The organism is Lysobacter sp. (assembly GCF_035655815.1).
GTDB lineage: Bacteria > Pseudomonadota > Gammaproteobacteria > Xanthomonadales > Xanthomonadaceae > Lysobacter_J.
Window position 1 is genome coordinate 82,464 of the sequence record NZ_DASRTS010000023.1, and the last position, 20,589, is coordinate 103,052.

At 68.1% G+C, this 20,589-nt stretch carries 23 protein-coding genes; 13 read left to right on the forward strand and 10 right to left on the reverse strand.

Annotated elements, in window-relative coordinates; genetic code table 11:
- Position 1 precedes the first annotated feature (1 nt).
- Positions 2 to 1,243, reverse strand: a complete 1,242-nt coding sequence (locus VFE83_RS05890; protein WP_324904032.1) for a polyhydroxyalkanoate depolymerase — start codon at positions 1,241 to 1,243, stop codon at positions 2 to 4.
- 88 nt (positions 1,244 to 1,331) lie between these two features.
- On the reverse strand, positions 1,332 to 1,940 hold the full coding sequence (locus tag VFE83_RS05895; RefSeq protein ID WP_324904034.1) for a class I SAM-dependent methyltransferase: 609 nt from the start codon (positions 1,938 to 1,940) through the stop codon (positions 1,332 to 1,334).
- 189 nt (positions 1,941 to 2,129) lie between these two features.
- On the opposite strand from VFE83_RS05895, the gene VFE83_RS05900 reads away from it, so the two are divergent.
- Positions 2,130 to 2,549 carry a CopD family protein gene (locus VFE83_RS05900; protein ID WP_324904036.1) on the forward strand — a complete coding sequence of 140 codons (420 nt, stop codon included), beginning with the start codon at positions 2,130 to 2,132 and terminating at the stop codon, positions 2,547 to 2,549.
- 178 nt (positions 2,550 to 2,727) lie between these two features.
- Here the strand turns inward: VFE83_RS05900 and VFE83_RS05905 are convergent, their stop codons facing one another.
- Positions 2,728 to 4,431 (reverse strand): alkaline phosphatase, encoded by a 1,704-nt coding sequence (locus tag VFE83_RS05905; protein ID WP_324904038.1) that lies wholly within the window; start codon positions 4,429 to 4,431, stop codon positions 2,728 to 2,730.
- Between the two features lie 148 nt (positions 4,432 to 4,579).
- Here VFE83_RS05905 and VFE83_RS05910 point away from each other — a divergent pair, with 148 nt between their 5' ends.
- Genes VFE83_RS05910 through VFE83_RS05920 form a run of 3 tightly spaced genes read left to right on the forward strand, consistent with a single transcriptional unit; the run spans position 4,580 to position 6,869 of the window.
- The gene (locus VFE83_RS05910; RefSeq protein ID WP_324904040.1) at positions 4,580 to 5,878 is read left to right on the forward strand and encodes a dicarboxylate/amino acid:cation symporter; all 1,299 of its coding nucleotides are present in this window, start codon (positions 4,580 to 4,582) and stop codon (positions 5,876 to 5,878) included.
- Positions 5,878 to 6,294: a GNAT family N-acetyltransferase gene (locus VFE83_RS05915; RefSeq protein ID WP_324904042.1), complete on the forward strand. Its 417-nt coding sequence runs from the start codon at positions 5,878 to 5,880 to the stop codon at positions 6,292 to 6,294. Before VFE83_RS05910 ends, VFE83_RS05915 begins: the two co-directional genes overlap by 1 nt.
- A 29-nt stretch (positions 6,295 to 6,323) precedes the next feature.
- On the forward strand, positions 6,324 to 6,869 hold the full coding sequence (locus VFE83_RS05920; protein WP_324904044.1) for a hypothetical protein: 546 nt from the start codon (positions 6,324 to 6,326) through the stop codon (positions 6,867 to 6,869).
- A gap of 18 nt (positions 6,870 to 6,887) precedes the next feature.
- Here VFE83_RS05920 and VFE83_RS05925 read toward each other — a convergent pair whose 3' ends face one another.
- The 3 genes from VFE83_RS05925 to VFE83_RS05935 form a co-directional block, all read right to left on the reverse strand.
- Positions 6,888 to 7,376, reverse strand: coding sequence for an 8-oxo-dGTP diphosphatase (locus tag VFE83_RS05925; protein ID WP_324904046.1), 489 nt, complete (start codon positions 7,374 to 7,376; stop codon positions 6,888 to 6,890).
- Positions 7,376 to 8,257: a subclass B3 metallo-beta-lactamase gene (gene bla / locus VFE83_RS05930; protein WP_324904047.1), complete on the reverse strand. Its 882-nt coding sequence runs from the start codon at positions 8,255 to 8,257 to the stop codon at positions 7,376 to 7,378. The genes VFE83_RS05925 and bla overlap by 1 nt, the downstream gene beginning before the upstream one ends.
- Before the next feature lie 99 nt (positions 8,258 to 8,356).
- Complete coding sequence (locus tag VFE83_RS05935; protein ID WP_324904049.1) at positions 8,357 to 8,782, reverse strand: hypothetical protein; 426 nt, start codon at positions 8,780 to 8,782, stop codon at positions 8,357 to 8,359.
- A gap of 128 nt (positions 8,783 to 8,910) precedes the next feature.
- On the opposite strand from VFE83_RS05935, the gene VFE83_RS05940 reads away from it, so the two are divergent.
- Positions 8,911 to 9,510: an NAD(P)H-dependent oxidoreductase gene (locus VFE83_RS05940; RefSeq protein ID WP_324904051.1), complete on the forward strand. Its 600-nt coding sequence runs from the start codon at positions 8,911 to 8,913 to the stop codon at positions 9,508 to 9,510.
- Positions 9,507 to 10,001, forward strand: coding sequence for an acyl-CoA thioesterase (locus VFE83_RS05945; RefSeq protein ID WP_324904053.1), 495 nt, complete (start codon positions 9,507 to 9,509; stop codon positions 9,999 to 10,001). The genes VFE83_RS05940 and VFE83_RS05945 overlap by 4 nt, the downstream gene beginning before the upstream one ends.
- Before the next feature lie 65 nt (positions 10,002 to 10,066).
- On the opposite strand, the gene VFE83_RS05950 is transcribed toward VFE83_RS05945, so the two are convergent.
- Entirely contained in the window at positions 10,067 to 10,693 is a 627-nt protein-coding gene (locus VFE83_RS05950) for a C40 family peptidase (protein ID WP_324904056.1), read from the reverse strand.
- A 180-nt stretch (positions 10,694 to 10,873) separates the two neighbouring features.
- A complete protein-coding gene (locus VFE83_RS05955) occupies positions 10,874 to 11,425 on the reverse strand; it encodes a C40 family peptidase (RefSeq protein ID WP_414674695.1) in 552 nt (183 codons plus the stop codon).
- A gap of 87 nt (positions 11,426 to 11,512) precedes the next feature.
- On the opposite strand from VFE83_RS05955, the gene VFE83_RS05960 reads away from it, so the two are divergent.
- From VFE83_RS05960 to hutG, 5 genes are all read left to right on the forward strand, one after another.
- On the forward strand, positions 11,513 to 11,992 hold the full coding sequence (locus tag VFE83_RS05960; protein WP_324904058.1) for a peptidylprolyl isomerase: 480 nt from the start codon (positions 11,513 to 11,515) through the stop codon (positions 11,990 to 11,992).
- 206 nt (positions 11,993 to 12,198) lie between these two features.
- Entirely contained in the window at positions 12,199 to 13,455 is a 1,257-nt protein-coding gene (locus VFE83_RS05965; RefSeq protein WP_324904060.1) for a DUF418 domain-containing protein, read from the forward strand.
- Between the two features lie 10 nt (positions 13,456 to 13,465).
- Entirely contained in the window at positions 13,466 to 14,722 is a 1,257-nt protein-coding gene (locus VFE83_RS05970) for an NAD(P)/FAD-dependent oxidoreductase (RefSeq protein WP_324904062.1), read from the forward strand.
- The gene (gene gorA, locus VFE83_RS05975) at positions 14,719 to 16,080 is read left to right on the forward strand and encodes a glutathione-disulfide reductase (RefSeq protein WP_324904064.1); all 1,362 of its coding nucleotides are present in this window, start codon (positions 14,719 to 14,721) and stop codon (positions 16,078 to 16,080) included. Before VFE83_RS05970 ends, gorA begins: the two co-directional genes overlap by 4 nt.
- 9 nt (positions 16,081 to 16,089) lie before the next feature.
- Positions 16,090 to 16,887 (forward strand): N-formylglutamate deformylase, encoded by a 798-nt coding sequence (hutG, locus tag VFE83_RS05980; protein WP_324904066.1) that lies wholly within the window; start codon positions 16,090 to 16,092, stop codon positions 16,885 to 16,887.
- A 7-nt stretch (positions 16,888 to 16,894) separates the two neighbouring features.
- On the opposite strand, the gene VFE83_RS05985 is transcribed toward hutG, so the two are convergent.
- Together VFE83_RS05985 and parE are read right to left on the reverse strand one after the other, a co-directional pair.
- Complete coding sequence (locus VFE83_RS05985; RefSeq protein ID WP_324904068.1) at positions 16,895 to 17,320, reverse strand: hypothetical protein; 426 nt, start codon at positions 17,318 to 17,320, stop codon at positions 16,895 to 16,897.
- A gap of 56 nt (positions 17,321 to 17,376) precedes the next feature.
- Entirely contained in the window at positions 17,377 to 19,284 is a 1,908-nt protein-coding gene (parE, locus tag VFE83_RS05990; RefSeq protein ID WP_324904070.1) for a DNA topoisomerase IV subunit B, read from the reverse strand.
- A gap of 298 nt (positions 19,285 to 19,582) precedes the next feature.
- Here parE and VFE83_RS05995 point away from each other — a divergent pair, with 298 nt between their 5' ends.
- Together VFE83_RS05995 and VFE83_RS06000 are read left to right on the forward strand one after the other, a co-directional pair.
- The gene (locus VFE83_RS05995; RefSeq protein WP_324904072.1) at positions 19,583 to 19,837 is read left to right on the forward strand and encodes a hypothetical protein; all 255 of its coding nucleotides are present in this window, start codon (positions 19,583 to 19,585) and stop codon (positions 19,835 to 19,837) included.
- Between the two features lie 233 nt (positions 19,838 to 20,070).
- Positions 20,071 to 20,532 (forward strand): hypothetical protein, encoded by a 462-nt coding sequence (locus tag VFE83_RS06000; RefSeq protein WP_324904074.1) that lies wholly within the window; start codon positions 20,071 to 20,073, stop codon positions 20,530 to 20,532.
- The last annotated feature ends 57 nt before the right edge of the window (positions 20,533 to 20,589 follow it).

The following is a 20,589-nucleotide window of genomic DNA, read 5'->3' on the forward strand; positions in this document are numbered from 1 at the left end:
TTCAGCATGGGCGGGCGATGAAATCGCGCACCTGCGGATAGACCTGCGTGCGCCAGCGGCGACCGCTGAAGATGCCGTAGTGGCCTGCGCCCTTGACGGTGAGGTGTTCGCGTTCCGCTTCGTCGATGCCGCTGCACAGGGTGTGCGCGGCGCGCGTCTGGCCCTGGCCGGAGATGTCGTCGAGTTCGCCCTCGATGGTCAGCAGCGCGGTGCCGTGGATCTTCGATGGATCGACGCGTTCGCCGCGCACGTCCCAAAGGCCGCGCGGAAGCAGATGCTCCTGGAACACCACGCGCACCGTGTCGAGGTAGTACTCGGCGGGCATGTCCAGCACCGCGTTGTACTCGTCGTAGAAGCGGCGGTGCGCGGCCGCATCTTCCAGATCGCCCTTCACCAGGTGCAGGTAGAAATCCCAGTGCGACAGGAAATGCCGCTCCGGATTCATCGCCACGAAGCCGCTGTGCTGCAAGAAGCCGGGATACACGCGGCGGCCGTGGCCGGGATAGTTGTCCGGTACCTGGTGGATCAGGTTGTCCTGGAACCACGACAGCGGCTTGTGCGTGGCCAGGTCGTTGACCGCGGTGGGGCTTTCGCGCGTGTCGATGGGCCCGCCCATCATCACCAGCGAACGCGGCGTGGGCTCGCCGCGCGCGGCCATCAGCGACACGGCGGCGAGCACCGGCACGGTCGGCTGGCACACGCTGATCACGTGCAGCGTGTCGGCGCCGATATGGCGGATGAATTCCTCGATGTACTCGACGTAGTCGTCCAGCGAGAACGGACCTTCGCCCATCGACACCATGCGCGCGTCCACCCAGTCGGTGATGTACACCTTGTGGTCGCGCAGCAGCGTGCGCACCGTGTCGCGCAGCAGGGTGGAGTGGTGGCCCGAAAGCGGCGCGACCACCAGCACCGGCGGGTCGTCCTTCAGGTCGCGCAGGTTGCCGGCGTCGTCGGCATAGCGCTTGAAGCGCAGCAGGCGGCAGAACGGCTTGCGCAACATCTCGCGTTCGATGACGGGATAGGCCGTGCCGTCGATGTCGATGGCGTGGATGCCGAACTCCGGCTTCTCGTAATCCTTGCCGATGCGGTACAGCAGTTCGCAACCGGCGGCCGCCTGCGCCGCACCGGGCAGCGACGACAGCCATCCACCCTGTTGTCCGAACATCTTGGCGCCAGCTTCGGCCCAGTACGTCATCGGGGCCATCCAGGCGCGGCCCAGCTCATGCATCTGATAAAGCATCGGCGATAGGTGTCCGGAGTCAGGCCGCTGGGGCCGGGATGCTGCGGCGCAGCATAGCGGAACGGAATGGCGTGCGGCTGAACCGGGGTCAGCCCGGGCGTTCCAGCGCGACCAGCCGGTCCGCGAGGCCCTGCGCCAGCCACAAATGCGAACCTAATGGCGTGAGTCCCAGCCGCGCGAAGCGATCGCGATAGAAGCGCGCGGGGCGCGATTTGAAATCGACGTTGTCGCCGTCCGTGTCGTCCTCGCGGGTGAACGTCTCCAGGAACGCCACGCCGCCGCACAGCTCCGCCAGGCCCGGCAGGCCTCGGTCGAGTTCGCGCGTCTCCACGTAATGCATCACGTCGCTGCAGACCAGCAGGTCGACCGGAGGGCAGGGACGAAGATGTTCGAAGTCGGCGAAGCGCGCGTAATGCAGATTGCGTCGCGCGCCGAAACGCGCGATGGCGTATTCGCTGCTGTCGAAGCCGAGGTACCGCAGCTTCGGGCGCAGCTTCAGCAGCGGCGCACGCCATGGGCCCTCGCCGCAACCGATGTCGAGCACGGTGCGGATCGGACGTTCCAGGTAGTACTCCGCTGTGGCCACTGCCAGCGCGACCTTGCGCGCGAGGCGCGCGGAGCTGCCGACGGCGTGTTCCTTCTTCGCGGGATCGCGGTACCAGCGTTCGAAGTACGCCTGGTCGTAGTGTTTGGTCATGGGCGGATTCTACGGAACAGATTGAGCGCTGCTGCGTTTGCCGCCTTTCCCGTGAAAAACCAAAGTCCCCGGATGTTCGGCTGCGCCGAGCTAGAGCGGAGCCCGCCTACGCGGGAATGGCGAGCTAAAGAGCACCACAAGCAGCGCGGTCAGGTATGCAATCCTATTGCCCGCACCTTGGAGGAACCCATGGCCTATTTCTGGATCAAGACCGCCCATCTCGTGTTCGTCATGGCGTGGATGGGCGGCGTGTTCTACCTGCCGCGCATCCTGGTGAACCTGGCCGAGGCAGGAGGCGATCCGGCGGTGCGGACGAGACTGGTCCTGATGGGGCGGCGGCTGTATCGCTTCGGCCACATGATGTTCGGGCTCGCGTTCGTGTTCGGCCTGGTGCTGTGGCTGTACTTCGGCATTAGTGGCGGATGGCTGCACGCCAAGCTGACGCTGGTGGTGCTGATGCTGGCCCACTTCACCGTCAGCGGTCGCTGGCTCAAGGGCGTGGACGCCGGCCGCGCGCTGCCTTCATCCAGGGCGCTGCGCTGGTTCAATGAGTTGCCGGTGCTATTGCTGGTCGGCATCGTCTTCCTGGTGCTGGCGAAGCCGTTCTAGGGGCGAATCCCCCTTAATCCCCCTTTTTCAAAGGGGGAAACCACCAGGATCCATCAAGGGGGAAACCGCGCTGTCGTGGCGGTCCCGGCTCACGCCGGAGGGCCGTTTGCTCCCCTCTTTGAACCGGCTTTGCTCCCCTCTTTGAAAAAGAGGGGGCGGGGGAGATTCGCTTCCCGCGTCACTGCGTCCGGAACTTCACCGGATCCGGCAGCGTCACCGGCACGCCGTTGTCGTCGCAGTCGCCGGCCTTGCACAGTTCGCTGCGCAGCTTCGGCATCGCCTGCAGCAGGAAATGGAAGATGGTGTTCTGCTCGACACTGCCGCGCACGGCATCGCTGCCCGGGCCGCGCGCCCAGATGCCGACGTCGTCGCCGCCGTGCGATTCGGCGGAGGTGGGTACCAGCGCTTCCTGCAGGTAATCCGGCGCCTGGGTGTCGACCTCGCGCAGGTCGGGGCGGCCGCGCCTGGGAATCTGCACGCCGCTGACCGGATGCAGGAACGTCTTCGGGCCTTCGGGCTGCTGCGCGCTGGCGCCGACATAGCCCGGACCATTGCTGTAGTTCAGCGTGGTGTAGGGCAGGCCGAGTTGGTCGAGCGCGTAATTGGCACTTTCGCCTTCCTCGCCGCTGCTGCCGCGCACCTTGTCGAGGATCGGATTGCCGCGCACCGGATAGCCGACGAAGCTCAGCGTGTGCGAATGGTCGGCCGTGACCAGGATCAGCGTGTCCTCGGCCGAGGTCGCATCGGCGGCGGCCTGCACGGCTTCGCTCAGCGCGATCGTGTCGGTGAGTGCGCGGTAGGCGTTGCCGTAGTGATGCGCGTGGTCGATGCGTCCGCCTTCGACCAGCAGCACATAGCCCTTCGGGTTCTGCTGCAGGCGTGCGATCGCGGTGCGCGTCATCTCCGCCAACGTGGGCTCGCCGGCGCCGTCACGCGGACGGTCGTGCGAGAACTGCATGTGGTCGGGCTCGAACAGGCCCAGCAGCGGCCCTTGCGACGGCGCGTCCGCCAGCTGCTGCGCATTCCACACGTACGTGCCCTGTGGATGGCGCTGTTTCCACTGTGCGACCAGGTCGCGACCGTCGAGGCGCTGGCCGACCTTATCGTCGTATTCGGGATCGGTCTGCTGCGCGGGCATGAAGTTCGCGCGACCGCCGCCCATCAGCACGTCCGGGCCGTTGCCGTAGGGCGTCTCGACCAGTTGGCGCGCGATGTCGATGCAGCCGGCGGCCTTGGCATCCTCCGGCATTTCGGCGTCGTTCTCCCAGTTGCGCTCGGGCGAATGGGTGAACGTCGCGCCGGGCGTGGCATGCGTCACGCGCGTGGTGGTCACCACGCCTGTGGCGAAGCCGTGGCTCGCCGCCAGTTCCCACAGCGTGAGCATCGGCACTTCGCGCGACTTCGCGCAATCGCCGCGCGGCGACTGCTGGCCGATGCTGAGCACGCCGGCGCGCGTCTTCACGCCCGTGGCCATGGCGCTCATCGTGCCGGCGGAATCGGGTGTCTGCGCGTTGGTGTTGTAGGTCTTGCTGAGCGCGGTGGCGGGGAAGTTCTCCCAGCTCAGCCGGTTGTCCTCGCCGGGGCCGCCCTTGCGCTGGCCGTCGAGGATGCGCGCCGCGGCCACGGTGGTGAGGCTCATGCCGTCGCCGACGAACAGGATCACGTTCTTCGCCTTGCCCGACATCGCGCCGCGTGTCGCCGCCTGCGCCGCGCCGTCGCGGAACCACCACTGCGGTGTTTCCTCGTTCGGATGGCGGATCGTGGGAACGTCGACGCCAATCGCCGTGTGGCCGGCGGGTTCCGGGGTGGTGCCGCCGCTGGCGCAGGCGCTGGCCAGGAGCGTGGTGGCAAGGGCGAGGGTGATGCTGGGCAGACGTGACATTCGGGTGAGGGCGCGTGAAGGCAAAGCGCGATTATGGCCGTCGTTATTGCAGCGCTGGGACACCGGCGTTGCACTGACGGGGTCGCACCCCCTATCCACGTGGGCTATCGTGCCAAGCCGACAAGTTGTGTAAAGACGAGGTCCCCTGATGAAGCTGGTTTCGGCCTGGCTCCGAATCCCGTTCTGGCAGCGCGTGCTGGCCGGCTTCGTGCTGGGTGCGCTGGCGGGCTGGATCTTCGGTCACTCGGCCGAGACCTGGTTCGAACCGCTGGGCACCCTCTACGTCACACTGATCAAGATGATCGCCGTGCCCCTGGTGTTCTTCGCGGTGATGAACGCCATCGGCAGCCTGCACGGGCAGAAGTCGGTGATGGCATTGAGCGGACGCACGTTCCTGTGGTTCGGCATCACCGCGGCGCTGGCCGTCGGCGTGGGCCTGCTGGTTGGCTGGGTGCTGCAGCCCGGCCACGGGTTGACCGGGCTGACCGTCGCGCCCGACTACAAGGTGCGTGAGGTGCCGTCGCCGCTGCAGGTGCTGCTGGACATCGTGCCGGCCAATCCGTTCAAGGCGCTCAGCGACGGCAAGATCCTGCAGGTCATCGTGTTCGCCGGCCTCGTCGGCTTCGCGCTGGTGAAGCTGGGCGAACGCGTGGCGGGCCTGCGCAAGCTGGTCGGCGAAGCCAGCGACACCATGGTGCAGGTCACGCGCTTCGTGCTCGAAATGACTCCGCTGGGCACCTTCGGCCTGATCGCCTCGCTGGTCGGCGCGTACGGGTTCGAGAAGCTGCTGCCGCTGGGCACGTTCGTGCTGGCGCTGTACCTGGCCTGCGCGATACACATCGTGTTCGTGTACGGCAGCCTGGTGGCGCTGCACGGACTCAACCCGATCAAGTTCTTCCGCGGCGCGGCGCCCGGCATGCAGGTGGCGTTCGTCGCTTCCTCCAGCTTTGCGGCAATGCCGGCGGCGATCCGCTCGGTCACGCACAACCTGGGCGTGGACAAGGACTACGCCGCCTTCGCGGTGCCGCTGGGCGCGAGCATCAAGATGGACGGTTGCGGCGCGATCTACCCGGCGCTGACTTCGATGTTCGTCGCGCAGTACTTCGGCCTGCACCTGGAACCGACGCAGTACCTGATCATCCTCATCGCCTCGGTGCTCGGCAGCTTCGGTACCGCGGGCGTGCCGGGCACGGCCATCGTGATGGTGACGCTGGTGCTGTCCGCGGCTGGCCTGCCGCTGGAAGGCATCGGCTACCTGGTCGCCATCGACCGCGTGCTCGACATGATGCGCACCATGACCAACGTGACCGGCCAGATGCTGGTGCCCGTGCTGGTGGCCAAGGAGACCGGCATGCTCGACCGCGACGTGTACGAGGCCGCATCCAGCAACCTCGGCGTGGCCGAGGGCGAAAAGGCCGAAGTGCGCGCGGTGCGGGACGCCGGCTGATGGATACGGCACGGGTGGAACTGGTTGAACGGTTCCCCGGCCCAGAGGACTACTGCCGCCTGCGCGCGGACGCCGGCATGGCGCCGCGCTCCGTCGAGGCTGCGCGACAAGGCTTGTCGAACACCCTCTACGGCGTGAGCCTGCTGCTCGACGGCCAGCTCGTCGGCATGGGCCGCATCATCGGCGACGGTGGCTGCTTCTTCATCGTGGTCGACATCGCAGTGACGCCGTCGCTGCAGGGGCAGGGGCTGGGCAAGCGCATCATGGCCGCGCTGGACCGCTGGCTTCGTGCGAACGCGCCGCCGTCGGCCGTGGTCTCGCTGGTGGCCGACGGCGACGCCCGGCACCTTTACGCCAGATTCGGCTTTGTCGAGACCGCCCCTTTTTCGGTAAACATGGAGTACCAGGTCGGATAGGCCGGCCACGACTTCAGGGAGGGAAGGTCATGCGACACCGCCATTGGATACTGTCCACCGTACTGCTCGCCGGATGCGCGACGCAGGCGCCGGTCGCGAAGGAAGATCCAACACGTTCGGGTCAGGTCGGCATGAACGAGATCAGCGCGCTGATTCCGCAGCCTTCGCGCATGGAACTGGCGGATAACGAGTCGTTCCTGATGCCCATCGAGGACGACGCGAATCCCATGCCGGCGTATCCCGAAGCGCTGCTCTCGCAGCGTCTGCCATTGCAGGTGGTGTGCGTGCGCGTGGGAGTCGATCGCGATGGCGGCGTGCTGTCGTCGGCCCCGGCGGTGGCTCCGCCGAATTGCCCGGCCCCGAGTGACCCCGCGTTCTTCGAGGCGGTGCGTGGAGCTGTTGCTGGCTGGCGCTATGACCCGGCGCTGCGCTGCGTGTTCCCGGACGCGAAGACGAAGAACGACACCGAAGGCAGTTGCGGCGGACACACCGAGATCCGCGAAGCGGTGACGCTCACCTACCGCTTCATGTTCGAGCAGAAGGACGGGCGCGCCAGCGTGCGGATGGGGCGCTGACGCGCTCCCACCGGCGGATCAGACCCGCGAGTACGTCCACGACAGCATGCGGCCGTCGCGATACGGCATGACGCCGTGGAACGGCCGTGGATCGTTGTCGAACACCAGCGGCAGGAAGTTGCGGTCGCCTTCCCACATGGGCAGGTCGTGCAGGCGTTCCAGCGGCACCCATTCCAGCGTGCCCTCGGGGTTGCTCGTGTGCGGGGTGCCGCTGAAACGGGTGATCACGAACACGAAGCCCAGCCAGTCCTCGCCGTGCTTGCCGAAGCCGGGCCAGCTGATGGTGCCGCGCAGGGTCATCGCCTCGCACTCGATGCCTGCTTCCTCGAGGATCTCGCGGCGCATGCCTGCGACCACGTCCTCGTCCGGCTCAAGCTTGCCGCCCAGGCCGTTGTACTTGCCGAGCTGGTGATCGTCCGGGCGCGCGTTGCGATGGACCATCAGCACTTCGCGTCCATCCGGCGAGAGCACGTAGCCGAGCGTCGCTACGATGGGCGTGTACGGCATCAGCGTGCGTCCTTGCCCGCGGCCTTGCGCTGCTCCTGCAGCGTCTTGTCGAGCCCGCGTTCGGCCTTGTCGGCATAGGCGCGGCAGGTCAGCGTGGTCGGTTTGGTCGATTCACCGAGCTTCCAGCCCGAGGCGTCCGGATGCGGCGTGAGCAGCAGGTCGCAGGGCAGGGCGCGTACCGCCGCGAAGCCACGACGGTAGTCGTCGACGATGTGCGGGTAGCGGCGGTTGTCCACCAGGTGATAGCCCGGTGCGCTCAGGCTGTCGACGTAGGCAATGCGCACCGGCTTGCCGTCGCGCGTATCGGTCCACGTCCAGCTCAGGCTGCCCGGCGTGTGTGCGGGCGTGAAATGCGCGGTGAACTCCAGGCTGCCCAGCGCGACGACTTCGCCGTCCATCACAAAGCGGTCCGCCTGCACCGGCGGGAACAGCATGCCGTCGCCGAAGTGCAGGTCATCGAAGCCGCCGCGCGCCAGCAGCACCGCCGACTCCGCATTGCTCACCACCTGTGCACCGGTCGCGCGCTGGATCGCCGCGATCGGCCCGGCGTGGTCGATGTGCGCGTGGCTGTGCAGGATCAGCTTCAGATCCGACGGCGCCACGCCCAGCTCGCGCATGCGCGCCAGCAGCATGTCGGCCGCCTGCGGAAGCCCGCCGTCGATGAGCACCGTGCCGGCGTCCGTCTTGATCAGCAGCGCACCCAGGCCTTCGGTACCGATGTACCAGGTGCGGTCCGCCAGCTGGAACGGTGTGATCGGCCGGCGCCACGACTCGGGCGATTCGTAGGCCTGCGCCTGCGGGAGCAGTTCAGTGGCGTGGGTGGAGGTGGAAACAACGGCAAGGACGGACAGCAGTGCGGAAGCAAAGGCGGTCAGGCGCATCGATGCGTTCGGGGCGTCGCGAGGGGACGCATAGTGTCCGCGATTCGCATGCGGCAGGCCATGGCCGCGCACACGCATTCGGCATCGGCGCAATCGCGCCTACGGCACGCGCGGCAGCGTCGAGCGGCGATAGACCAGGCGCACCGCGAGCAGCGCGACCGGAATCGGCAACAGCACACCGGCGACGGCCAGCCACAGCGGATGCGGCAGCTTGAAGACCATGCTGATCACCGCCGCGATGACCACCAGCGCGACCAGCAGCGCCGCGGCGGTCTGGTGCCGCGCGATCTTTGCCGCGGACAGGGCGCCCACGAACGTGCCGAGCAACCAGGCCAGCAGCACGATCAGCTTGCCGGTCATCGGCATGCCGGCGACGAATGCCGCGAACGCGGCCTCGTTGGCGGGGTCTGTGATGTCCAGTCCGGGCGGCGGAGGATAGAAGCGATGGCCCAGCGTCTCCACGGCGATGATCACCGCGATGGCCACCACCACGCCCACCAGCATGCCCAGGATCGTGCGTCCCATCGTCGGCTCCTCCCTCGCGCTGGCGCGAGCATCGCGCGCACCAGCGTCTATCGCAAGGGCGCGCGGCGCATAATCGCTACCCCATGCGTTTCACGCGTGTCGGCGTGAAATCTCCACAGGAGCCATCGATGCCGGAAGCCGCACCACGCCTGCTCGCCTTCGCCGGAAGCCTCCGGCAGGGCTCGTACAACCGTCGCCTGATCCACGTGCTGGCCGATGGCGCGAGGGCAGGCGGAGCCGAGGTCACCCTGATCGAGCTGCGCGATTACCCGCTGCCCATCTACGACGGCGACATCGAATCCGAAGGTATGCCCGATGCGGTGCGCGCGCTGCAGGCGCTGATGGCGCGCCACGACGGCCTGCTGATCAGCACGCCCGAGTACAACGGTTCGATGCCGGCGCTGGTGAAGAACACGCTGGACTGGATCTCGCGGCCCACGGAAGAAGGGCGCTCTGGTGTCGGGTTGTTCCAGGACAAGGTGGCCGGCATCGTGTCGGCCTCGCCGGGTCCACTGGGCGGCCTGCGCTCGCTGCTGGTGCTGCGCGACGCGCTGTCCAAGCTCGGGCTGCTGGTAGTGCCCCAGCAGGTCGCGGTGGGGCAGGCGGCCGACAAACTGCCCGACTACGGCATCCTCAACGACGACCGGCTGCGTGCCGGCGTCCACAACGTCGCGGCCGCGGTGGTGCGGCACGCGCGCGGCACACAATCCAACGGAGCGACGGCATGAGCGGGAAGCAGCGCGAACTCAACCTCAGGTTCCTCGCCGAACCCACCGACGTGAACTACGGCGGCAAGGTCCACGGCGGCATGGTCATGAAGTGGATCGACCAGGCCGGCTACGCGGCCGCGGTCGGCTGGAGCGGCACCTACGCCGTCACTGTGGCCGTTGGCGGCATCCGCTTCGTCGCGCCGATCCGCATCTCCGACCTGGTCACCGTGCACACCAAGCTGGTGCACACCGGGACGACCAGCATGCATTTCGCGGTGGACGTGAAGGCGCGCGATCCGATGGAGGCGCCCGAGCAGGAGCGTCTGTGCACGCACTGCATCATCGTGTTCGTGGCGCTGGATTCGGTGGAGGGCAAGCCGACGCCGGTGCCGGCGTGGACGCCGGCCAACGACGACGACAAGCGCCTGGCCGAGTACGCGCTGAAGGTGATGGAGCTGAGCAAGGGCATCGAGGAAACCGTCCAGCGCCTGGCCGCCCTCAGCGACTGAGCCACAAAGGCAAAGGCCGCCCGGAGGCGGCCTTCACGACGGGATTCGGATGGGTGAGATCGCGCTCAGATGCCTTCGATGCGGCGCGCCTGCATGAACTTCTGGCTCCAGTAGCCGGTTTCCAGGCTGGACACCTGCACGTCCTTGCCGCGGCTGGGGGCGTGGACGAACTGGCCCTCGCCGACGTAGATGCCGACGTGGTCGACGCGGCCGCGGCGGCCGAAGAACACCAGGTCGCCTTCCGCCAGCTTGGCGCGGTCGGTCACCAGTTCGCCGCTCTTGGCCATGTCGCGCGAGACGCGCGGCAGTTCGATGCCCAGCGCATTGCGGAACACGTAGCCGACCAGGCCGCTGCAGTCGAAGCCCTTGTCCGGGTCGCTGCCGCCCCAGCGGTACGGGGTGCCCAGCAGGCCCATGGCGCGTTGCAGGACGGTCTTGATCTTGCTCTGCTCCTGCGCCGGCAGGCTGTTGAGCGAGGGATCCATCGCCGCGGCGCCGGGCACCAGCAGGCGGTTGAGGTCGGTGGCCAGGAGCAGGGCGCGGTCCGACAGGCTCATGGTCTCCGGCAGCATGGTGCGGGTGACCGGGGCCGGGGCGTCGGCCGAATCGCCGGCCAAGGACGAGCTGGGCATCTGCTGCGCGAACACCGGACCCGACAGCACCGCCAACGCGACGAACAGCCCGGAGCGCATGCGGCGCGCGCGGGGCGGGAGGGCGTTGGGAGGGCTCTGTTGGGGCATCACGCAGTCATCACAAGCACAGACGCGGGGATGATGCCTGCCGAACCGGCGGAACAGGTTCAGATTCCGTTAGATTTCCGTTATCTGAATTCGTGCCGTGTCACAAATCGTGCCAACGGCTTCACTGGGCCTTCACCGCAGGACCCGTTTTGCGCCGGTGTAATGGTCGCGCCAGTAACTGCCATCCAGATGGTCCAGACGCACGGTGCCGCCGGTGCTGGGCGCGTGAACGAAGCGGCCCTCGCCGAGGTAGATGCCCACGTGACTGACGTTTCCGCTGGCGCCGAAGAACACCAAGTCGCCCGCCGCCAGCCGTTCCGGGCTGATCCGCGGCCCCTGGAAGGCAGCCAGATCCCGGGAGGTCCGGGGCAGGCTCAGCGACAGCGTGTCGCGATAGACGTAGTTGACCAGGCCGCTGCAGTCGAACCCGCCCTCGGGCGTGTTGCCGCCAAACCGGTAGGGCGTGCCGACCAGGCTGATGGCGCGCATCAGCACGGCATTGGCGGCCTCGGGGTTGTCGGGAGCGACCACCGGCCACGCGCGCTGGGCGGGGCGGGTCTGCCGCACGGTCTCCTGCCCGCCGCAACCGGCCAGGGCGGCGATCACGAGCAGGAGGGGAAAGAAGCGGAGGCCACGCGCTGGCGTGGGGGCGGGCTTGCCGGGATAATGCGGCGCTTTCGTCACGGCCGATAGCTTGGCCGTTCATCCCGCCGGCGGCAAGCGCGCCGCCCGCCACCTGCCGCCGCTCGCGGCACATAGCCGGATCCTGCAATGAAAATCGAGAAAGACCGCGTCGTCCGCTTCCACTACACCGTGTCCGAGGTCGGCCAGGAGCCGCTGGAAACGTCCGAAGGTCGCGAGCCGCTCGCCATCCTGATCGGCCACGGCAACATCATTCCGGGCCTGGAGAAGGCGATGGAAGGCCGCGAGGCCGGTGAGAAGTTCGAAGTCGACGTGGTCGCGGCCGAAGCCTATGGCGAGCGTCGCGAGGGCCTGACCCAGCGCGTGCCGAAGAAGCACTTCAAGGGCGCCCGCCTGGAGCCGGGCATGCAGGCCGTGCTGCCGACCAACTTCGGCCCGCGCGCCGTGACCATCCAGAAGGTGGGCATGAGCGTGGTCGACGTGGACCTGAACCACCCGATGGCCGGCAAGGACCTGCACTTCGCCATCGAGATCGTCGAGGTGCGTGAAGCCTCCGCCGAGGAGATCGAGCACGGCCACGTGCACGGCGACGGCGGTCATCACCACTGATCGTCGATCCATCGCGTCATCCGACGGCCCGCGCAAGCGGGCCGTTCTGTTTTGGGCCTGCGGTCCGCGGTCCGGTCGGGCGTCGCAAGTGACGCGGCCTCTGCCACCTTTGGGACAGGCTGACCGCGGAGCGCGCTTCCGGAGACACAGTCCGCATGCTCCAATCGCATCTTCCGCCAGGGGGCGCGGTCGATACGACAAGGCCAATGAACCATTCGCCAGAACCGGGGGCAGCGCTGGCACCGGTCGTTCCGCACGAGCGCCTGTTGACGCTCGACGTGCTGCGCGGGTTCGCGCTGCTCGGCATCTTCCTGATGAACGTCGAGTACTTCACCCGGCCGCTCTCGGAGATGGGGTCGGGCGTGGATCCAGGCCAGGCCCCGCTGGACTACGCGCTGTCGTGGCTGATCTACGTCTTCGTGCAGGGCAAGTTCTGGATCCTGTTCGCATTGCTGTTCGGCATGGGATTCGCGCTCATCGGCGAGCGCGCGCGCGCCGCGGGCCGGGACTTCCGCGCGTTGTACCTGCGGCGCAGCCTGGCGCTGCTGGGCATCGGCCTGGCGCATGCGCTGCTCGTCTGGGGTGGCGACATCCTCGTCAGCTATGCGGTGGGAGCGCTGGTGCTGCTGTGGTTCCGCGACCAGTCGCCGCAACGGCAATGCTTCTGGGGCGTGGCCCTGTACGGCGGCGCGGTGCTGATGCTGCTCGGGCTGTCGGGATTGCTGCTGCTCGCGCAGATGGCCGGACCGGAGCTGGTCGACGCCGCGCAGGCGAATGCCGAGCAGGCGCAGCGGGCGGCCGAGATCGCCGCCTACTCGCAGGGCACGTGGGGCGATGCCGTCCGAACCCGCGTGGACTATTTCGTCATGCACCTCGGCGACCTCGTGGTGTTCGAGGTGTTCGCCGTCGGCATCTTCCTGATCGGCGCGTGGCTGCTGCGCAGCGGCGCGATCGCCGATCCCGCTCCGCACGAGGTGCTGCTCCGGCGCCTGCGGCATTGGGCGCTGCCGGCCGGTCTCGTCCTGGCGCTGGCCAGCGCAGCGATCACGGTGCGCATGGATTGGCACCACGATGCGGCGCGTTCGATGCTGGCGGTGGCGCTGATGTTCGCCGCCAGTCCGCTGCTCAGCCTGGGCTATCTGGCGCTGATCGTCGCCGCCCTGCAGACGCGGGCGCGTCGCTGGCTGCTGCTCCTGGCGCCGGCGGGACGCATGGCGCTGACCAACTATCTGCTGCAGTCGCTGCTGGGCACGTGGGTGTTCTACGGCCACGGGCTGGGCCTGTGGGGGCAGGTGGCGCGGCGTTGGCAGGTGCTCGGCGTGGTGATGGTGTTCGCGTTGCAGGTGATCGGCAGTCGCTGGTGGCTGCAGCGTTTCCAGTACGGCCCGGTGGAATGGTTCTGGCGGGCTTGCACATACGGTCGGTTGCCGCCGATGCGGCACGCGGCCGCGCACAGGCTCTAGACTTGCCGCCATGGAACAGCGCGAAGATGTGGTGATCGTCGGTGCCGGCGTGATCGGTCTGGCCAGCGCCCTGGCCCTGCTCGAATCCGGCCGCAGTGTGCGGGTGATCGACGCCGGTCGTGTCGGCGGCGGAAGCTCGCACGGCAATTGCGGAACCATCACGCCCAGCCATGCGCCGCCCTTGGCCGCGCCGGGCGTGGTGCTCAAGGCACTGCGCTGGATGCTGACGCCGGATGCGCCGCTGTACGTCGCGCCGCGCTTCGACCCGCGCCTGTGGTCGTGGCTGCTGCGCTTCGCGGTGCGCTGCAACGACCGCGACTGGCGCAGCAGCGCACGGGCCAAGTCGGCCATCCTCAACGACTCGCGCCAGCGCCTGGCCGACTGGGTACGTGATTACGGGCTGGCCTGCGAGTTCGCGCATTCCGGCGAGGATTACGTCTTCCGCGATCCGCGCGAGTTCGAGCACTTCCAGGACGAGGTCGGTTTCCTGCGCGAACTGGGCGTGCGCGTGGACGTGGTGGATGGCCCCACCTACGAGCGCATGGAGCCCGCGCTCAAGCCGGGCGTGGCCGGTGCGATCCGCTTCGATGGCGATGCCGTGCTGCGGCCGGACCGTTATGTGGCCGAACTGGCGCGCGTGGTTCGCGCGCGCGGCGGCACCATCGTCGAGCAGTGCGCTTTTGCCGGCGCGCAGACCGAAGGCGATCGCGTGCGCGTGCGCACCGCGCAGGGCGAACTGCAGCCACGCGAACTGGTGGTGGCGCTGGGTGCGTGGTCGCCGCAGCTGGCAGATGCAATCCGCGCGCCCGCGCTGAAGGGGGCCATCCAGCCCGGCAAGGGTTACTCGATCACCTATTCCTGCCCCGGCATGGTGCCGAAACGCCCGCTGGTGCTGCGCGAACGCCAGGTGTGCGTGACCGCCTGGGGCAGCGGCTTCCGGCTGGGCAGCACGATGGAGTTCAGCGGTTACGACGACTCGCTCAACCCGCGTCGCCTCGCAGCACTCGAACGCGGTGCCACCGAGTACCTGCACGAGCCCTACGGTGCGGAAAAACACGAGCAGTGGTTCGGCTGGCGGCCGATGAGTTGCGACGACGTGCCGATCATCGGCCGCGTGCCCGGCAACGAGCGCGTCGTGCTGGCCACGGGCCACGGCATGATGGGAGTGAGCATGAGCGCATCGACCGGGCAACTGGTGTCCGACCTGATCAGCGGCCGCACCTCTGCCATCGATCCTTCGCCTTACGCGCTCGAGCGTTTCCTGTGAGCACGCCGACCACGACCGAATACGACCTCATCGTCATCGGTGGCGGTTCCGGTGGGCTGGCCGGCGCATTCCGCGCAGCCGAGCACGGCGCCCGCGTCGCGTTACTGGAACCCAACCTGCTGGGCGGAACCTGCGTCAACGTCGGCTGCGTGCCGAAGAAGGCGATGTGGCTGGCGGCCGAAGTCGCCGGCAAGCTCGCCATGGCACCGACGCTGGGCTTCGACGTGCGGCCCGGCGCGCTGGACTGGCCGGAATTCATCGTCCATCGCGAGCGTTACATCGCCAACATCCACGCCAGCTATCGCAAGCGGCTGGACGCGGCAGGCATCGTGGTGATGCCCAGCCATGCGCACTTCATCGATTCGTGCACCGTCGGCTGTGGCAACGGCACACAACTGCGAGCGCCGCGCATCCTCATCGCCACTGGCGGACATCCCGTGCGCCCGCCGATTCCGGGCGCGGAGCTGGGTGCGGTGTCGGACGATTTCTTCCAGTGGCGCGCCGCACCACCGCGCGTGGCCATCGTCGGGGCCGGCTACATCGCGGTGGAAATGGCCGGCCTGCTGCAGGCACTCGGCAGCCGCGTCGAATTGTTCGTGCGCGGTTCGCGCCTGCTCAAGGGTTTCGACCACGAACTGGCCGAGCAGCTCGCCGAGGACTACCGGCAGGCGGGCATCCACCTGCACTGCGACTACGACGTCGCTGCGGTGGAAAAGGATGACGCGGGCATCCGCGTCCGCAGTCGCAAGGGCGAGATCAGCGAACCGTTCGATGCGCTGCTGTTCGCCACGGGTCGCGCGCCGAACAGCGAACGGTTGCAGCTGGATCGCGTCGGCATCGCCACCGACGTCGGCGGTCACGTCGCCGTGGATGAACGCCACGCCACCAATGTCGAAGGCATTTATGCGGTCGGCGACATCACGCCGAACCCGCCACTGACGCCGGTCGCCATCGCGGCCGCTCGCCGGCTGATGGACCGCTTGTTCGGCGGTGCCAGCGCGCTGCTGTATCCGCGCAACATACCGACGGTGGTGTTCTCGCACCCGCCCATCGGCCAGGTCGGCCTGACCGAGGTGGAGGCGCGCGAGGTGCATGGCGACGCGGCCGTGCAGGTGTATCGCGCCGGTTTCCGTCCGATGCTGCATGCGCTGGCCGACAGCCCGCAGCGCAGCCTGTTCAAGCTGGTGTGCGTGGGCGAAGATCGTCGCGTGATCGGCATCCATCTGCTGGGCGAGGCAGTCGACGAGATCCTGCAGGGTTTTGCCGTGGCGCTGAAGCGCGGCATCACGCTCGACGACCTGCGCGACACCGTCGCGATCCATCCGACCAGCGCCGAAGAAGTGGTCCTCATGCGCTGAGGGCATGCCATGAACGTCCCCCACGACAACGACATCTACACCCTGCATCGCGGCACCGCACCGCTGCTGGTAAGCCTGCCGCACGACGGCAGCCACATCCCCGACGAACTGGCCGCACGCATGGTGCCGTCGGCGCGCCGCGCGCCCGACACCGATTGGCACGTGTCGCTGCTGTACGACTTCGCGAAGGAACTGGGCGCGTCGATCATCGTGCCGCGGCATTCGCGTTACGTGATCGACTTGAACCGTCCCCCGGACGACACGTCCCTGTATCCCGGCCAGAACACCACCGGCCTGTGCCCGATCGTGCAGTTCACCGGCGAGCCGGTGTACCTGGAAGGCCAGACGCCAGGCGAGGACGAAGTGCTTGCGCGCGTGGATCACTACTGGCGTCCGTATCACGAAGCACTGCGCGCGGAGATCGAGCGCCTCCGCACGACGCATGGGCGGATGGTGCTGTGGGAAGGCCATTCGATCCGCGGCAGCCAGCTGCCGTTCCTGTTCGACGGCCGGCTGCCGGACCTCAACCTGGGCACTTCGGGCGGCGCCAGTTGCTCGCCCGCGCTGCAGCAACGCCTGCAGGCCGTGCTGGAAGGGCAGATCGATTACGACTACGTCGTCAACGGCCGCTTCAAGGGTGGCTACATCACGCGCCACTATGGCCGCCCGCCGCTCGGCGTCGAAGCGGTGCAACTGGAGATCAGCCAGCGCAATTACATGGACGAAGACAGCTTCGCCTACGACGCGGGCAAGGCGGCGGTGCTGCAGGCGGTGATCCGCCGCCTGCTGATGGCCACGCTGGCCTAGGACGTCGTCAGCGGGCGCAGTGCACCAGCGTCGCGCAGAGCGTCGCCTGGTTCGTGGCGATACCTGCAGCCGTGGTTGCGAATCCGACGCCCAGCGCCACCCAGGCGCGCGTGGATCGCATCCAGCGCAGGACCAGGCCGCCGCCCAGCGCGCCCAGCGCCGCACCGGGGAGCGAAGACCAGTAGCTCAGCCAGATCAGCCCGTCGGGCGAGCGCGACTGCACCCATGCAATGAACAAGCCCAGGTAGACCGCCAGCGCCACGGCGACGCCCAGGGCCATCGCGCCGGTTCGCGCGAGCCAGCCCGTGATGCAGCACAGCGCCAGTTGCGGCAGCACGAACCACAGCGTCGTCGTCAGCAACGAGGCGCCCGACGGCACCGCCAGTGCGACCGCGACGGTCATGACCGCGGCCGCGGCATAGCCGGACGTCATGCGGGGCGGCGTACCGGCTGAGTGCATGGCGATTCCCTTTGCCGTGCGCGCGATGTTCAGACTTCCAGCGTCGCCAGATCGCCCTTGGTTTCCAGCCACTGCTTGCGGTCGCCCGCCCGCTTCTTGGCCAGCAGCATGTCCATCAGCGAGTGCGTCTGGGTGTCGTCGTCGACGGTGAGCTGGACCAGGCGGCGCGTGTCGGGATGGATGGTGGACTCGCGCAACTGCCCGGGATTCATCTCGCCCAGGCCCTTGAAGCGGGTGACGTTGAGCTGGCCGCTGAAGCCCTTCTTCCGGTCGCCCTTCTCGCGCTCGATCTTCTCGATGAGGATGCGCTTCTCCTCCTCGTCCAGCGCGTAGAACACGTGCTTGCCGATGTCGACGCGGAACAGCGGCGGCATCGCTACGAACACGTGGCCGGCCGCAACCAGCGCGGGAAAATGCTTGAGGAACAGCGCACTCAGCAGCGTGGCGATGTGCAGGCCGTCGGAGTCGGCGTCGGCCAGGATGATCACCTTGCCGTAGCGCAGGCCCGACAGGTCGTCCTTGCCCGGATCGCAGCCGATGGCGACGGCTAGGTCGTGCACTTCCTGCGAGGCCAGCACGCTGCCCGACGCGACTTCCCAGGTATTCAGGATCTTGCCGCGCAGCGGCAGGATCGCCTGGAAGTCCTTGTCGCGCGCCTGGCGCGCGCTGCCGCCGGCCGAGTCGCCTTCCACCAGGAACAGCTCCGTGCGCGACAAGTCCTGGCTGGAACAGTCGGCCAGCTTGCCGGGCAGGGCGGGACCCTGGGTGACCTTCTTGCGGACGACCTGCTTCTCGGTCTTCAAACGCGCGGCGGCGCGCTCGATGGCCAGCTGCGCGATCTTCTCGCCCAGCTCGACGTGCTGGTTGAGCCACAGCGAGAACGCGTCGTGCGCCGCGCCTTCGACGAAGGCCGCGGCCTGACGCGAGGACAGACGTTCCTTGGTCTGCCCGCTGAACTGCGGGTCGGTCATCTTGATGCTGAGCACGAAAGCGACGCGGTCCCACACGTCTTCCGGTGCCAGCTTCACGCCGCGCGGCAGCAGGTTGCGGAAGTCGCAGAACTCGCGCAGCGCGTCGGTGAAGCCGGTACGCAGGCCGTTGACGTGCGTGCCGTGCTGCGCGGTCGGGATCAGGTTGACGTAGCTCTCCTGCACCAGGTCGCCTTCGGCGACCCAGGCGACGGCCCAGTCGGCGGTCTCGGTGTCCTTGGTCAGCTTGCCGACGAACAGCTCCGGCGGCAGCAGCTCGCGTTCGGACAACTCGCCGCGCAGGTAATCGCGCAGGCCGTCCTCGTAGTACCACTCGTTGCGCTCGTCGGTGGCCTCCTCGAACAGCTTCACCGTCAGGCCGGGGCACAGCACGGCCTTGGCGCGCAGCAGGTGGCGCAGGGCGCGCGCGTTGAACTTGGGCGTGTCGAAGTACTTCGCGTCCGGCCAGAAGTGCACGCGCGTACCGGTGTTCTTCTTGCCGACGGTGCCGACGACTTCCAGAGGCGTGGCGCGGTCGCCGTCCTTGAAGGTCATGCGGTATTCGTTGCCGTCGCGCTTGATGCGCACTTCGACGTGCTTCGACAGGGCGTTCACCACGCTCACGCCCACGCCGTGCAAGCCGCCCGAGAACGTGTAGTTCTTGTTGCTGAACTTGCCGCCCGCGTGCAGGCGCGTAAGGATCAGCTCGACGCCCGGGATCTTCTCCTCCGGATGGATGTCCACCGGCATGCCGCGACCGTCGTCCGCGACCGAGCAGCTGCCGTCGCTGTGCAGCGTCACCTCGATGGTGCGCGCGTGGCCGGCCAGCGCCTCGTCGACCGCGTTGTCGATGACTTCCTGCGCCAGATGGTTCGGACGCGAGGTGTCGGTGTACATGCCGGGGCGGCGCTTGACCGGGTCAAGGCCGGAAAGGACTTCAATGTCGGCGGCGTTGTAGCGTGAACTCATTCGTGCGGGCGCGTTGCGGGTGAGGCGGAGCGGGGATGGTCCGCGTCCGGCGCTGGAAATTCAACCAAGCCGGCGGGAAGGGCAGCATCCATGCGCCGTGTCGCCGGTCGTGAGACGCTGCCGGACGCATCCGGAGGGAGTGGCAGGGATCCGTCACCTTGAATCGTGCGGGTCACGGCCCCATTTCCGGCGTGCCCGCGTCGTTCAGTAGGGACTCCGCGGGCCGCCGCTACCGTGGCGTGGCTGGAGTCGCGAGACGCCCGGCGCCGTTCTTCCCGCTTCAGGAGGTCGTATTCCAATGAATATCCGCAAGCTTCTGCTCCCCGGCCTGGCCATCTCCGCCGTGATTGCTGCAACACTAGCCATGCCGGCCTTCGCCCAGCAGCGCGACGCGCAGGCGGACGGCAAGAACCGTGACGGCTCTGCGCAGCGTTCGGACCAGGACCGGAAGACCGACCGCTCCGGACAGGGCCAGTCGGACCAGGCCAAGGCCGACAAGGAAAAGAACAAGCGCCACCCCGAGCGCGAGCTCGAGGAAGAAGACGACCGCTGAGTCGTCCAGGCTCCAGACGTCCAGATGACGCCCCGGTTCGCCGGGGCGTCGTCGTTTCGTGCGGGCGTGTGACCGTCGTCCGGATTCGGCGTGGAGGTTCGAACACATCGCCGAACGGGTCCTGTACCGCGCACTTCGCGAGGGCCTGCGGTTCAGGCCGCGGCCGGGCAGCCGCCACTAGCGTCGGCCCCGTCGCAGCGATGCGGCATCCCGTGGAGACCGGAGAAGAACAGATGAAACACATCCGAGTGGTTCCCATCCTTCTGGCTGCAGCCTTCGTGGCGCCGACGGCATCGGCGCAGCTCGTGGGCGGTGCGGTGAATGCCGGCACCCAGATAGGCGCCGGCGTACAGGCCGGACCCGTGAATGCGGGCGCCAACGTGGGCCTGCGTGCCGATTCGAACGTACGTACCGACGTGGTCGACCGCAGCGCGCGTCGCGTGCGCGACACCGCCGGAACGGCTGCGACGCAGGCGCACGGTGCCGTCGATTCCACCCTCGACCGCACCGGCAGCCAGGCCGCCGCGCATGGCGGGCTGCAAGCGCAGGGTTCGGCGCACGCCAGCGACCAGGCGGGGGCAGCGATCAGCGGCAATGCCGCGGCCGAGGCGAACAGCGCGATCACGCGTCCGCAGGAGAGCCAGGCCCGGCAGGCCGACGGGAAGCCCGAACGTCCGGATCGCCGCGAACGCTGATCTGCTGCAGGCCTTCCAAGCGCCGCACGACGCCCCGGACCTCCGGGGCGTCGCTGC